Origin of the sequence: Ectopseudomonas chengduensis (assembly GCF_900102635.1) — a bacterium.
Taxonomy (GTDB): Bacteria; Pseudomonadota; Gammaproteobacteria; order Pseudomonadales; family Pseudomonadaceae; genus Aquipseudomonas; species Aquipseudomonas chengduensis.
Genome location: NZ_FMZQ01000001.1, coordinates 963813 through 977111 on the forward strand (window position 1 = coordinate 963813; position 13299 = coordinate 977111).

Genomic DNA, 13299 nt, shown 5'->3' on the forward strand with positions numbered 1-13299 from the left:
CTCGGTTTTTTGAAATTTGGTGCCCAGGAGAAGACTCGAACTTCCACGACCGTTAAGTCACTGATACCTGAAACCAGCGCGTCTACCAATTCCGCCACCTGGGCACTACAGCAATGTTCGTCGTTGCCGACACGGAGCGTTGCATCCGTTTATTTGCAAAGTGGGCTATCAAACCACTTCACGAAATTTGGTGCCCAGGAGAAGACTCGAACTTCCACGACCGTTAAGTCACTGATACCTGAAACCAGCGCGTCTACCAATTCCGCCACCTGGGCACAGAAACCGATGAATCATCATCTGCTTCGTGTTACAACGTCTGCTCGACGCTGTGGGCGCGAACTATACGGGCGGGCATTTACCTTGTAAACCCCTGACCCCAAAAAAATTATTGTCGCCGGAAAAGCTGCCTTGAATGACGTTTTCGCGCTTCAATAGGCAGATGGCATACACCTTTATAGATAAGCACAGGTAATCCTCCTTACATGGCCGATTGGCAATCCCTCGATCCCGAGGCCGCCCGCGAGGCGGAAAAATACGACAACCCCATCCCCAGCCGTGAGCTGATCCTTTCGCATCTGGCCGAGCGCGGCGCGCCTGCCAGTCGTGAACAACTGGTCGAAGAGTTCGGTTTGCATACCGACGATCAGCTCGAGGCACTGCGACGCCGACTGCGCGCCATGGAGCGCGACGGTCAGCTCATCTATACCCGTCGTGGCACCTATGCCCCGGTGGACAAGCTCGACCTGATCTGCGGTCGCATCAGTGGCCATCGTGATGGCTTCGGCTTCCTCGTGCCGGATGACGGCAGTGACGACCTGTTCCTCAGCCCGGCGCAGATGCGCCTGGTGTTCGATCGTGATCGGGCGTTGGTGCGGGTGGCAGGTTTCGATCGCCGTGGCCGTCGTGAAGGCGGCATCGTCGAGGTGATCGAGCGCGCGCACGAGAGCATCGTCGGCCGCTACTACGAAGAGAACGGCATCGGCTTCGTCGTCGCCGACAATCCCAAGATCCAGCAGGAAGTACTGGTCACCCCGGGCCGCACTGCCGGTGCGCGCATCGGCCAGTTCGTCGAGATCAAGATCACCCACTGGCCTACGCAGCGCTTCCAGCCGCAGGGCGACATCGTCGAGGTGATCGGCAACTACATGGCGCCGGGCATGGAGATCGACGTGGCGCTGCGCAGCTACGACATCCCGCACGTTTGGCCCGAGGCGGTAGTCAAGGAAGCGCGCAAGCTCAAGCCTGAGGTGGAGGAGAAGGACAAGGAGAAGCGCATCGACCTGCGCCATCTGCCTTTCGTCACCATCGATGGTGAAGACGCCCGCGACTTCGACGATGCGGTCTACTGCGAGAAGAACAGCAGTCGCTGGAAGTTGTTCTCCGGTGGCTGGAAGCTCTACGTGGCCATCGCCGACGTCTCGCACTACGTCAAGGTCGGCTCCGCCCTGGATGCCGAGGCGGTCGAGCGCGGCAACTCGGTGTATTTCCCCGAGCGCGTCGTGCCGATGCTGCCGGAGGAGCTATCCAACGGCCTGTGCTCGCTCAACCCGCATGTCGATCGCCTGGCCATGGTCTGCGAAATGACCATGTCCAAGAGCGGCCAGATGGTCGACTACAAGTTCTACGAGGCAGTGATCCATTCCCATGCGCGCCTGACCTACAACAAGGTCAGCCTGATGCTGGAAGATCCCAAGAGCAGCGAGGGCAAGTCCCTGCGCAGCGAGTACAAGGAAGTCCTGCCGCACCTCAATCAGCTCTACGCGCTGTATCAGGTACTGGTGGCCGCTCGTCACGAGCGTGGCGCCATCGACTTCGAGACGCAGGAGACGCGAATCATCTTCGGCACCGATCGCAAGATCGACGAGATCCGTCCGACCCAGCGCAACGATGCGCACAAGCTGATCGAGGAGTGCATGCTGGCCGCCAACGTGGCCACCGCGCGCTTCATGCAGGATCACGAGATCCCGTCGCTGTATCGCGTGCACGATGGCCCGCCGCCGGAGCGCCTGGAGAAGCTCAAGGCCTTCCTCGGTGAGCTGGGGCTGTCGCTGCAGCGTGGCAAGTCGAAGGATGGTCCGTCACCCAAGGACTATCAGCGCCTGCTGGAAAGCATCCGTGAGCGTCCGGACTATCACCTGATCCAGACCGTGATGCTGCGTTCGCTGAGTCAGGCGGTGTACAGCGCGCAGAACGAAGGGCACTTCGGCCTCAATTATGAGGCGTATACCCACTTCACCTCGCCGATCCGTCGTTACCCCGACCTGCTGGTGCACCGTGCCATTCGCAGCGTGGTCCGCTCCAAGCGCGACACCAAGCACGTGGAGCGTGCTGGTGCGGCGGTCATGCCCAAGGCGCGTATCTATCCGTACGACGAAGCGACTCTGGAAAAGCTCGGCGAGCAGTGCTCGATGACCGAGCGCCGCGCCGACGAAGCGACGCGCGACGTGGTCAACTGGCTCAAGTGCGAGTTCATGCAGGATCGTGTCGGTGAGACGTTCGCCGGTGTGATCACTGCCGTGACCGGTTTCGGCATTTTCGTCGAGCTGCGCGACATCTACGTCGAGGGTCTGGTGCATGTGACCGCGCTGCCGGCCGACTACTACCACTTCGACCCGGTTCACCATCGCCTCTCCGGCGAGCGCAGCGGCCGCAGCTTCCGTCTTGGCGATAGCGTCGAGGTCAAGGTGATGCGCGTCGATCTGGATGAGCGCAAGATCGACTTCGAGCTGAGCCAGGACAAGGCCGGCAAGGGTGATGATGCGCGTCGCGGCGGCAAACCGAGCGGCATGGGCAATACCGACGTGCAGAAAAGCCGGGACGTGAAGAAGGCGCTGTTGGCTGGCGCCAAGGCTGGCAAGGGTGCGAGTGGCAAAGGTGCTGCCGGCAAGTCGGCGAGCAAGCCGGCCGGCGGTGCGCGCAAAGGTTCCGGGCGTGGTGAAAGTGCCCCGCCAGCTGCCGGTAAACCGCGCAAGCGTAAGGCCAAGTCATGAGTGATCTGGAAAAGATCTACGGCGTACATGCCGTAGAGGCCATGCTGCGTCATCACCCCAAACGGGTGAAGCAGGTCTGGCTGGCCGATGGTCGCAGTGATCCTCGGGTGCAGCCCTTGCTGGAGCTGGCTGCGCAGTCTCGCGTGAAAGTGGGTCAGTGCGAGCGCCGTGAGATGGATGCCTGGGTCGAGGGTGTGCACCAGGGTGTGGTTGCCGATGTCAGTCCCAGTCAGGTCTGGGGCGAGGCGATGCTCGAAGAGTTGCTCGATCGCTGCGAAGGCCCGCCTTTGCTGCTGGTGCTCGATGGCGTGACCGACCCGCACAACCTGGGGGCTTGTCTGCGCACGGCAGATGCCGCCGGCGCGTTGGCGGTGATCGTGCCCAAGGACAAATCGGCCACCCTCAACGCCACGGTACGCAAGGTGGCCTGCGGTGCTGCCGAGGTGATTCCGCTGGTGGCGGTGACCAACCTGGCGCGCAGTCTGGAGAAGTTGCAGCAGCGTGGCCTGTGGGTGGTTGGTACGGCCGGTGAGGCCGAGCTGGAGGTCTATCAGCAGGACATGACCGGGCCAACGGTGCTGGTCATGGGGGCCGAGGGCAAGGGCATGCGCCGGTTGACCCGCGAGCATTGCGATTACCTGGTCAAGCTGCCCATGGGCGGCAGTGTCAGCAGTCTCAACGTCTCGGTTGCTACCGGTGTCTGCCTGTTCGAGGCGGTGCGCCAGCGTCAGGCCCAGCGCAAGGGCTGACTGCTCAAATAATCGCCAATTCGTCTTGCGTGCGGCAGGGGGCTTCTCTAGAATGGCGCCCCTTGCCGTGACGGCAGGCCTTTTCGCGCCTACCGCCTGGCAAGCTCATCACGAGAAAACCCACTCCTTGCCTGACCACCTTAGTTGGCAGGCTACAACCCGTAAGGAGCATTTATGCGTCATTACGAAATCATCTTTCTGGTTCACCCGGACCAGAGCGAGCAAGTCGGCGGCATGGTCGAGCGTTACACCAAGCTGATCGAAGAAGACGGTGGCAAGATTCACCGCCTGGAAGACTGGGGCCGTCGTCAGCTGGCTTACGCCATCAACAACGTCCACAAAGCCCACTACGTGATGCTCAACGTAGAGTGCACCGGCAAGGCCCTGGCCGAGCTGGAAGACAACTTCCGCTACAACGACGCCGTGATCCGTAACCTGGTCATCCGTCGCGACGAGGCCGTCACTGGCCAGTCCGAGATGCTGAAGGCCGAAGAAAACCGCAGTGAGCGCCGCGAGCGTCGTGAACGTCCTGAAAACGCCGAATCCAACGACGGCGATGACAGCGACAGCAACGACAGCGACAACGCTGACGAGTAATCCACGGATCTATTGAGGAGCCAATCACATGGCACGTTTCTTCCGTCGTCGTAAATTCTGCCGCTTCACCGCTGAAGACGTGAAAGAGATCGATTTCAAAGATCTCAACACCCTGAAAGCCTACATCTCGGAAACCGGCAAGATCGTTCCTAGCCGTATCACCGGTACCAAGGCTCGTTATCAGCGTCAGCTGGCCACCGCTATCAAGCGCGCCCGCTTCCTGGCCCTGCTGCCCTACACCGACAGCCACGGCCGCTGAGACCGGACAGTCGACAAGAGTTAAGGAATAGATCGCATGCGCGCCCTGGCTGAATACATCATGCGCGGCCGTATGCAGGCCACCCTCGTGGTGGTGGGATCGGCAGCGATGCCGCTGTTGTTCTGGTTGAGTGCCGCCGCTGGCAGCCTGGTGCTGTTGCGGCGTGGAGCCAGTGATGCCATCGGCATCCTGGCCTGGGCCATGCTACCGGCGATTGCCTGGTGGTATTTCGGCGAACCGCGCACCTTGCTGGTGCTGGTCGGCGCGCTGGGGTTGGCGTTGTTGTTGCGCGCCAACTGGACCTGGAACCGCATACTGCTGAGCAGTGTGGCACTGGGTCTGGTGTATGGATTTGTCCTTGGGGCAGTGTTCCGCGAACCCATCGCGGCCATGGCTGGTGAGCTGCAGAAGCTGCTGCCAACCATGTTCGATGGGGCTCACCAGCAATTGTCGGTGGGTGAACGCGAGCGTCTCGAGGCACTGATCGCACCGGTGCTGACCGGACTGCTGGCAGCCTTGCTGCAGATTCTGAGCTTGCTGAGCCTGATCCTTGGGCGTTACTGGCAGGCCGTGTTGTACAACCCTGGCGGTTTTGGTCGCGAGTTTCGCGCGCTGAGACTGTCGCTGCCGCAGGCGCTGTTGCTGCTGGCGGGCATGATGCTAGGTCCCAATCTGGGGCCGCAGTTGGCCATGCTCACGCCGCTGTGCAGTGTGCCGCTGCTGTTCGCCGGGATCGCCCTGGTGCACGGTCTGGTGGAGAAGGGTGGGCTCGCTCGCTTCTGGCTGGTGGGCATGTACATCACGCTCCTGCTGTTCATGCAGCTGATCTATCCGTTACTGGTGGTCTTGGCCATCGTCGACAGTCTGTTTGATTTTCGCGGTCGCCTGGCGCGCAAGAACGGCCCGGGCTCTGCGAACGGTGAAGGTTAAAAGTTAAGAGGTAAGACCCAAATGGAAGTCATCCTGCTGGAAAAAATCGCCAATCTGGGCAACCTGGGCGACAAAGTGAACGTTAAAGCCGGTTACGGCCGTAACTTCCTGCTGCCGCAAGGCAAAGCCACCGCTGCCACCGAAGCCAACGTTGCTGCTTTCGAAGCACGTCGCGCCGAGCTGGAAAAAGCTGCTGCCGAGAAGAAAGCTTCCGCTGAATCTCGCGCTGCTCAGCTGGCTGAACTGGAAGTCACCATCACCGCCACCGCTGGCGATGAAGGCAAGCTGTTCGGTTCCATCGGCACCCACGACATCGCTGACGCCCTGACCGCCTCCGGCGTTGAAGTGGCCAAGGCTGAAGTTCGTCTGCCGAACGGCACCATTCGCCAGGTTGGCGAATACGACGTAGCTGTGCACCTGCACACCGACGTCGAAGCCACCGTCAAGGTGGTTGTGGTCGCTGCTTAATCAAGTAGCCGCCAAGCGGGCTTGCGCTGTAGCGTAGGTCTGCTGACAATCGGGCACGGTATCGCTCTGCGATCCGTGCCCTTTGTTTTTTCTATCGCAGCATTTTCTCCCCGAGCCTATGAACGACATCAGCATTCCCGAGCAATACGACCTGCAGACTGCCGCCCTGAAAGTGCCGCCGCACTCCATCGAGGCGGAACAGGCGGTGCTCGGTGGCCTGATGCTCGACAACAATGCCTGGGAGCGCGTGCTCGATGGTGTGTCGGATGTCGATTTCTATCGCCATGACCATCGGCTGATCTTCCGCGCCATCTTCAAGCTGGCCGAGCGTAACGAGCCCTTCGACGTGGTGACCCTGTCCGAGCAGTTGGACAAGGAAGGGCAGCTATCGCAGGTTGGTGGCCTGGCTTATCTCGCCGAGCTGGCGAAGAACACGCCGTCGGTGGCCAACATCAAGGCCTATGCGCAGATCATTCGTGAGCGCGCCACGCTGCGCAAACTTATCAGCATCAGCAACGAGATTGCCGACAGTGCTTACGCCCCAGAAGGCCGCACTGGCGAGGAAATTCTCGACGAAGCGGAGCGCCTGATCTTCCAGATCGCCGAAGACCGCCCCAAGACCGGTGGGCCGGTGGGTATCAACGACATTCTGGTCAAGGCCATTGACCGCATCGACACGCTGTTCAACAACGGTGACGCGATCACCGGCCTGTCCACCGGTTTCGACGATCTGGATAACCTGACCAGTGGCCTGCAGCCTGCTGACATGATCATCGTCGCCGGCCGTCCGTCGATGGGTAAGACCACCTTCGCCATGAACCTGGTGGAAAACGCGCTGATGCGTAGCGACAAGGCGATTCTCGTCTACTCGCTGGAGATGCCGTCGGAATCCATCGTGATTCGTATGCTCGCCTCGCTGGGGCGTATCGACCAGACCAAGGTACGTGCCGGTCAGCTCGATGACGATGACTGGCCACGCCTGACCAGTGCGGTCAACCTGCTCAATGATCGCAAGCTATTCATCGACGATACCGCCGGTATTTCCCCGAGCGAGATGCGTGCGCGCACGCGACGTCTGGCGCGCGAGCACGGCGAGATCGGCCTGATCATGGTCGACTACCTGCAGCTGATGCAGATCCCGGGCTCCAGCGGCGACAGCCGGGTCAACGAGATTTCCGAGATTTCGCGCTCGCTCAAGGGGCTGGCCAAGGAATTCAATTGCCCGGTCATCGCCCTGTCGCAGCTCAACCGTGGTCTGGAACAGCGCCCTAACAAGCGCCCGATCAACTCCGACTTGCGTGAGTCCGGTGCAATCGAGCAGGACGCCGACATCATCCTGTTCGTCTACCGCGATGAGGTGTATCACCCCGAGACCGAGTACAAGGGCGTGGCCGAGATCATCATCGGCAAGCAGCGTAACGGCCCGCTGGGCACCGCGCGCCTGGCCTTCCTCGGCAAGTATTCGCGCTTCGAGAACCTGGCGCCGGGTAGCTACCAGTTCGACGACGAATGAGATTCTCAGCCAGGGCTCTCGGCGCAGAAGCCCCCGGATTGCATCCGGGCTACGCTCTAGATCAATGAAAACGGGCGCCCAGCGGTTAAGATGGGCGCCCGTTTTTCGTTCAGGCCTTCTGTCATGCGTCCGCTTGCCGCCATCGTCGACCTTTCCGCCATCGCTCATAACTACGCCGTCGCCAAGCGCTGCGCGCCCGGGCGTCAGGCCTTCGCCGTGGTCAAGGCCAATGCCTACGGGCATGGCGTGCGTGAGGTGGTGACGGCGCTGCACGAGGTTGCCGATGGCTTTGCCGTGGCCTGCCTGGAGGAGGCGGCCGAGGTGCGCGCCATGCATGGTGAGGCGCGCATCCTGCTGCTCGAGGGCTGCTTCGAGGCCAGTGAATACGCCATCGCCGCTCAACTGGGGCTGGATCTGGTGGTGCAGAGCGCGGCGCAGGCCGAGGCGCTGGTTGCCGCTGAGTTGGCGCGTCCGCTCAATGTCTGGCTCAAGCTCGACTCCGGCATGCATCGCCTTGGTTTCGACGCCGCCAGCCTGCGTCAGTGGCATGCGCGGCTGGAAGACGCCGAGCAGGTCGCCGAGCTCAACCTGCTCAGCCATTTCGCCTGCGCCGACGAGCGCGGCCATCCGCTGACCGAACAGCAGGTCGAGCGTTTTCTCGATCTGCTGGATATGGATTTCAATCATCGCTCACTGGCCAACTCGGCGGCCGTACTGACCATTCCTGCCGCGCATATGGACTGGCTGCGCCCCGGCATCATGCTCTACGGCGCTACGCCGTTCGCCGAGCTGAGTGCACGCGAACTGGGGCTGAAACCAGCCATGACCCTGGCTGCGCGGGTGATCGCCGTGCGTGAGGTGGCAGTCGGTGAGAGTGTTGGTTATGGCGCGACCTGGGTGGCCGAGCGGCCCTCGCGTATTGCCACGGTCAGTTGCGGTTATGCCGATGGTTATCCGCGCCATGCGCCCAGCGGCACGCCGGTGCTGGTCGAGGGGCAGCGTGCCGGGTTGGCGGGCAGGGTGTCGATGGACATGCTGGCGGTGGATATCACGGATCTGCCCGAGGCCGATATCGATTCGCCGGTGGAACTGTGGGGCAGCCAATTGCCGGTGGATGAGGTGGCCACGGCGTGCGGCACCATCGGCTACGAGTTGCTGACCAAGGTCACCGCGCGGGTGCCTCGGCGCTATATCGGCTGATCAGGCCAGCCCGCTCGGGACTTTCAGTACGTCCAGCTCCAGGCAGGCCTGTTCGCTGAGCTCGCCATCGTCGCCATGCACGCGCGAACCGGAGCGACCCAGTTCCTTTACCCGGTAAAGGGCCATGTCTGCCGCCTTGTACAGCCCGGTGAAGTTCTTCGCATGGCGCGGATAGAGCGCTACGCCGATGCTGATGGTCACGCGCAGGCGCTCGGCGCCGTAGTGCACGGGCTCGGATAGTTCTGCCAGCAGGCGTTCAGCGATCTCCCTGGCCTGGCTTTCGGCATCGCTGCCGCAGATCAGAGCGGCGAACTCATCGCCGCCCAGGCGGGCAACCGCATCGCCTGCGCGAACGTGCTCGCGCAGGCGCTTGGCGACCACCTGCAGCATCAGGTCACCGGCTGCGTGACCAAAACGGTCATTGATCGGTTTGAAGTGATCCAGGTCGATCAGCAGCAAAGCCACGCTCTCCTTGTGCCGCTCGGCGTGAGCCAGGGCCGACTCGCTACGCTCGACCAGATAGCGTCGATTGGGCAGTTCGGTCAGCGAGTCATGGAAGGCGGCGTGCTGCAGTTCGCGCTCGCGGTCGCGCAGCTGTTCGTTGGTCGCGGCCAGCTCGGCGGTGCGTGCGGTCACCGCTGCTTGCAGTTCATCGGCGCTGGCCTGCAGTTGCGCCAGGCGAGCGGTTTTCTCACGGTCTGCCTGTTGCAGGGCAACGGCGCGCTCCTGCTTGAGGATCTGGATGCGATAAGCCAGGGCGAAGGAGAACAGGATCGATTCGGCTGCCACGGCCAGCGGGAATACGTAGGCGTTCCATTCAGCCGGTTGCAGCACTCCGGTGGTGCGCAGCAACAGGATGGCGACGCTGCCCAGGACCAGACCATAACCGTAAAGATACAGCTGCGCGGGGAAGAACCCCTGGCGCCAGCGGATCACGGCGCTGCCCAGGGCGGCAGGGATACTGGTCAGAGACAGCAGGGCGATGGCCCAGGCGGCCAGGTAACGTTGATCGAACAGGGTCAGGACGATGGCGATGAGGTAGATCACGCAGGCCATGTTCAACAGATGATGCGCCCAGCGTACGTAAACGCGCGTTTGCAGCAGCGTCTGGGTGAAACGACTGGCGAACAGGCCCCACAACGACGGCAAGGTGATGCGGTCGAGCCAAGCCGGCACCGGGTGGTTCGGCCACAGGTACTGCGCGCCGTGACCGGTCATGCTCATGATGAACAGCAGGGCGACGGCGGTGGTCAGCACATACCAGAAATAGGCCTTGTCGCGCAGCGAGATGAGGATGAACAGGTTGTACAGCAGCAGTGCGAAGACCACGCCGTAGATGACGCCGAGCGCCAGATTCTCGCGGGTGGCCAGTTGCGTGAGGTCGTCGAGCTGCCAGATGCGCAGCGGGAAGGAGTTGCCCGCCGGGTCGAAGGCACGCAGGTAGAAGGTCGTTGGCTGTTCACCCAGGGCTGGTAGGTCGAACACCATGCGTCGGTAGGGGTGGTCGCGGTTCTCGCTGAAGGCGATGCGCTCGCCGGCTTGACGCACCAGCCAGCCGCCCTGGCCGTCGGGTTGATGGAGCTGCAGGTCGAGTTGGGTCACCGAGCCCACTTCCAGTACCCAGTGGGCGGGGGCACGCATATCGCGTTGCAGGGTGACCTTGATCCACCAGGGATTGAGGCTCTGGCCGACACTGGCACGGCCATTAGCCGGTTGAAAGCGCGACTGCTGCTCAGGGGCGGCAAGGTCATCGATGGTCAGAGTGCCCTGGTCGTCCTCCAGTAGTTCGATATGCGCATTGAGCGGCATACCGCTGCTGGCGTCGGTGAGCACCACGGACGCCGCCGCCAGGCCTGTGGTCGACAGTCCCAACAGAAGAGCGAGCAGAAAGGCGAAGCGCTGCAGCATAGATGTCCTGGAGTCGGCTGACCGAGTAGCTTGAGTATATGCACAGGATTGTTATCGGACGAAAACAAATATGGCGTATGGCTACTGCGGGAAAATGTCTGATTTTTCTGTCCTTTCTTTGCCCAGGTCGGTGCTGCGCCAGAGTCGATGCCCGGACCAGTGAGCCAGGCGCGTGCTTGAGCGTTCGTCGCAGTGCGTGCAGGCGGTATTAAACCCAGTGCAACAGTCTGGTTTGGTCAATATTTGTGCTATTATCCGCGCCCCTCGTGATAGCCCATTGATCAAAAAATATGCAAGCCGCCAAGCCGCTGTTCGACTATCCCAAGTACTGGGCCGAGTGTTTCGGGCCTGCGCCCTTCCTGCCGATGAGCCGGGAAGAGATGGATCAGCTCGGCTGGGACAGCTGCGACATCATCATCGTCACCGGTGACGCCTACGTCGATCATCCTTCGTTCGGCATGGCCATCATCGGTCGTCTGCTCGAAGCCCAGGGTTTTCGCGTGGGCATCATTGCCCAGCCGGACTGGCGCAGCAAAGACGACTTCATGAAGCTCGGCGAGCCGAACCTGTTCTTCGGTGTCGCTGCTGGCAACATGGACTCGATGATCAACCGCTACACCGCCGACAAGAAGATCCGCTCCGACGACGCCTATACGCCCGGCGGCCTGGCCGGCAAGCGCCCGGATCGCGCCAGCCTGGTCTATAGCCAGCGCTGCAAGGAGGCCTACAGCCACGTACCGGTGGTGCTGGGCGGCATCGAGGCATCCTTGCGCCGTATCGCCCATTACGACTACTGGCAGGACAAGGTCCGCCGTTCGATTCTGATGGACGCCACCGCCGACATCCTGCTCTACGGCAACGCCGAGCGCGCGGTGGTCGAGATCGCCCAGCGCCTGTCGCGTGGCGAGCAGGTCGAAACCATCAGCGATGTACGCGGTACGGCTTTTATCCGTCGTGATACGCCCGAAGGTTGGTATGAGGTCGACTCCACCCGTATCGATCGTCCGGGTCGCGTCGACAAGATCATCAACCCCTACGTCAATACGCAGGACACCGAAGCCTGTGCCATCGAGCAGGCCAAAGGCGAGGTCGAAGACCCCAACGAAGCCAAGGTGGTGCAGATTCTCGACAGCCCGCGCATGACCCGCGACAAGACGGTGATCCGTCTGCCGTCGTTCGAGAAGGTGCGCAACGACCCCGTGCTCTATGCCCACGCCAACCGCGTGCTGCACCTGGAAACCAACCCGGGCAACGCCCGCGCGCTGGTGCAGAAGCATGGCGAGGTGGACGTGTGGTTCAACCCGCCACCCATCCCCATGACTACCGAGGAAATGGACTACGTGTTCGGCATGCCCTATGCGCGCGTGCCGCACCCGGCCTATGGCAAGGAGAAGATCCCGGCCTACGAGATGATCCGTTTCTCGGTGAACATCATGCGCGGCTGCTTTGGCGGCTGCACCTTCTGCTCGATCACCGAACACGAGGGACGCATCATCCAGAACCGTTCGCACGAGTCGATCATCCGCGAGATCGAGGAAATGCGCGACAAGGTGCCCGGCTTCACCGGCGTGGTCTCCGACCTCGGCGGGCCGACCGCCAACATGTACCGCATCGCCTGCAAGGACCCGGAGATCGAGAAGCACTGCCGCAAGCCGTCGTGCGTGTTCCCCGGTATCTGCGAGAACCTCAATACCGATCACTCCTCCCTGATCGAGCTGTACCGCAAGGCCCGTGCGCTGCCGGGGGTGAAGAAGATCCTGATCGCTTCTGGCCTGCGTTATGACCTGGCCGTGGAGTCGCCGGAGTACGTCAAGGAGCTGGTCACCCATCACGTTGGCGGCTACCTGAAGATCGCTCCGGAGCACACCGAGCGTGGCCCGCTGGACAAGATGATGAAGCCGGGGATCGGCAGCTACGACCGCTTCAAGCAGATGTTCGAGAAGTACTCGAAGGAGGCGGGCAAGGAGCAGTACCTGATCCCCTACTTCATCGCCGCGCATCCGGGCACCACCGACGAGGACATGATGAACCTCGCCCTGTGGCTCAAGCGCAACGGTTTCCGTGCTGACCAGGTGCAGGCGTTCTACCCGTCGCCGATGGCCACCGCCACGGCCATGTATCACTCGGGCAAGAACCCGCTGCGCAAGGTGACCTACAAGAGCGACGGCGTCGAGATCGTCAAGAGCGAGCAGCAGCGTCGCCTGCACAAGGCCTTCCTGCGCTATCACGATCCGAAAGGGTGGCCGCTGCTGCGTGAAGCGCTGGAGCGCATGGGCCGTAGCGATCTGATCGGCAATGGCAAGCATCAACTGATCCCCACCTACCAGCCGCAGAGCGACGAGTACCAGAGCGCCCGGCGCAAGAACTCCACGCCGGTCGGCAGCAAGAAGGCGGGTAATGCAGGCAAGATGCTCACTCAGCACACGGGGCTACCGCCTCGTGCCAGCGACGGCAGCAAGCCCTGGGACAAGCGTGAGCAGGCCAAGGCGGCGGCTGAGGCGCGTAACCAGCAAGCCGCGCGTGAACGTGCTGGCGCTGGCAAAGGCAAGGGCAAGGGCAAGAAGCCTGGGAAGAAGCCCGCAGTACCGCGCTGAATCATCAGCAGCACTCACGAAAAAGCCAGCACTGTGCTGGCTTTTTCGTTGCAGAAGCCCTAGCCAGCGCCTCGTAGGGTGGGCTTCAGCC

10 protein-coding genes and 2 tRNA genes are annotated in these 13299 nt (G+C 62.0%); 9 read left to right on the plus strand and 3 right to left on the minus strand.

The window, feature by feature from the left end; all coding sequences use genetic code 11:
• Window positions 1-17: 17 nt before the first annotated feature.
• Together BLS08_RS04365 and BLS08_RS04370 are read right to left on the minus strand one after the other, a co-directional pair.
• A tRNA-Leu gene (locus BLS08_RS04365) sits at window positions 18-104 on the minus strand.
• Between the two features lie 84 nt (window positions 105-188).
• A tRNA-Leu gene (locus tag BLS08_RS04370) sits at window positions 189-275 on the minus strand.
• A 207-nt stretch (window positions 276-482) separates the two neighbouring features.
• Between BLS08_RS04370 and rnr the strand changes: the two genes are divergently transcribed.
• The 8 genes from rnr to alr all read left to right on the plus strand — a co-directional run bounded on the left by rnr (window position 483) and on the right by alr (window position 8706).
• Window positions 483-2990: a ribonuclease R gene (rnr, locus tag BLS08_RS04375; RefSeq protein ID WP_055984205.1), complete on the plus strand. Its 2508-nt coding sequence runs from the start codon at window positions 483-485 to the stop codon at window positions 2988-2990.
• The gene (gene rlmB / locus BLS08_RS04380) at window positions 2987-3739 is read left to right on the plus strand and encodes a 23S rRNA (guanosine(2251)-2'-O)-methyltransferase RlmB (protein ID WP_017678672.1); all 753 of its coding nucleotides are present in this window, start codon (window positions 2987-2989) and stop codon (window positions 3737-3739) included. The genes rnr and rlmB overlap by 4 nt, the downstream gene beginning before the upstream one ends.
• Window positions 3740-3913: 174 nt before the next feature.
• Window positions 3914-4336: a 30S ribosomal protein S6 gene (rpsF, locus tag BLS08_RS04385; protein WP_003246846.1), complete on the plus strand. Its 423-nt coding sequence runs from the start codon at window positions 3914-3916 to the stop codon at window positions 4334-4336.
• A 28-nt stretch (window positions 4337-4364) separates the two neighbouring features.
• On the plus strand, window positions 4365-4595 hold the full coding sequence (gene rpsR / locus BLS08_RS04390) for a 30S ribosomal protein S18 (RefSeq protein ID WP_003246847.1): 231 nt from the start codon (window positions 4365-4367) through the stop codon (window positions 4593-4595).
• Window positions 4596-4631: 36 nt separating this feature from the next.
• Window positions 4632-5525 carry a YybS family protein gene (locus BLS08_RS04395; RefSeq protein WP_004423255.1) on the plus strand — a complete coding sequence of 298 codons (894 nt, stop codon included), beginning with the start codon at window positions 4632-4634 and terminating at the stop codon, window positions 5523-5525.
• A gap of 21 nt (window positions 5526-5546) precedes the next feature.
• Complete coding sequence (rplI, locus tag BLS08_RS04400; RefSeq protein ID WP_017678673.1) at window positions 5547-5993, plus strand: 50S ribosomal protein L9; 447 nt, start codon at window positions 5547-5549, stop codon at window positions 5991-5993.
• A gap of 118 nt (window positions 5994-6111) precedes the next feature.
• Window positions 6112-7506, plus strand: a complete 1395-nt coding sequence (dnaB, locus tag BLS08_RS04405) for a replicative DNA helicase (RefSeq protein WP_017678674.1) — start codon at window positions 6112-6114, stop codon at window positions 7504-7506.
• A gap of 123 nt (window positions 7507-7629) precedes the next feature.
• Window positions 7630-8706 carry an alanine racemase gene (gene alr, locus BLS08_RS04410; RefSeq protein WP_055984202.1) on the plus strand — a complete coding sequence of 359 codons (1077 nt, stop codon included), beginning with the start codon at window positions 7630-7632 and terminating at the stop codon, window positions 8704-8706.
• On the opposite strand, the gene BLS08_RS04415 is transcribed toward alr, so the two are convergent.
• Window positions 8707-10614 carry a diguanylate cyclase gene (locus BLS08_RS04415; protein WP_090336078.1) on the minus strand — a complete coding sequence of 636 codons (1908 nt, stop codon included), beginning with the start codon at window positions 10612-10614 and terminating at the stop codon, window positions 8707-8709.
• 290 nt (window positions 10615-10904) lie between these two features.
• Between BLS08_RS04415 and BLS08_RS04420 the strand changes: the two genes are divergently transcribed.
• Window positions 10905-13208 (plus strand): YgiQ family radical SAM protein, encoded by a 2304-nt coding sequence (locus BLS08_RS04420; RefSeq protein ID WP_055984196.1) that lies wholly within the window; start codon window positions 10905-10907, stop codon window positions 13206-13208.
• Window positions 13209-13299 lie beyond the last annotated feature (91 nt).

Bases quoted from the DNA above. Each gene is read 5' to 3' on its own strand.
- rnr (WP_055984205.1), top strand. From the start codon at position 483: ATGGCCGATTGGCAATCCCTCGATCCCGAGGCCGCCCGCGAGGCGGAA.
- rlmB (WP_017678672.1), top strand. From the start codon at position 2,987: ATGAGTGATCTGGAAAAGATCTACGGCGTACATGCCGTAGAGGCCATG.
- rpsF (WP_003246846.1), top strand. From the start codon at position 3,914: ATGCGTCATTACGAAATCATCTTTCTGGTTCACCCGGACCAGAGCGAG.
- rpsR (WP_003246847.1), top strand. From the start codon at position 4,365: ATGGCACGTTTCTTCCGTCGTCGTAAATTCTGCCGCTTCACCGCTGAA.
- BLS08_RS04395 (WP_004423255.1), top strand. From the start codon at position 4,632: ATGCGCGCCCTGGCTGAATACATCATGCGCGGCCGTATGCAGGCCACC.
- rplI (WP_017678673.1), top strand. From the start codon at position 5,547: ATGGAAGTCATCCTGCTGGAAAAAATCGCCAATCTGGGCAACCTGGGC.
- dnaB (WP_017678674.1), top strand. From the start codon at position 6,112: ATGAACGACATCAGCATTCCCGAGCAATACGACCTGCAGACTGCCGCC.
- alr (WP_055984202.1), top strand. From the start codon at position 7,630: ATGCGTCCGCTTGCCGCCATCGTCGACCTTTCCGCCATCGCTCATAAC.
- BLS08_RS04415 (WP_090336078.1), bottom strand. From the start codon at position 10,614: ATGCTGCAGCGCTTCGCCTTTCTGCTCGCTCTTCTGTTGGGACTGTCG.
- BLS08_RS04420 (WP_055984196.1), top strand. From the start codon at position 10,905: ATGCAAGCCGCCAAGCCGCTGTTCGACTATCCCAAGTACTGGGCCGAG.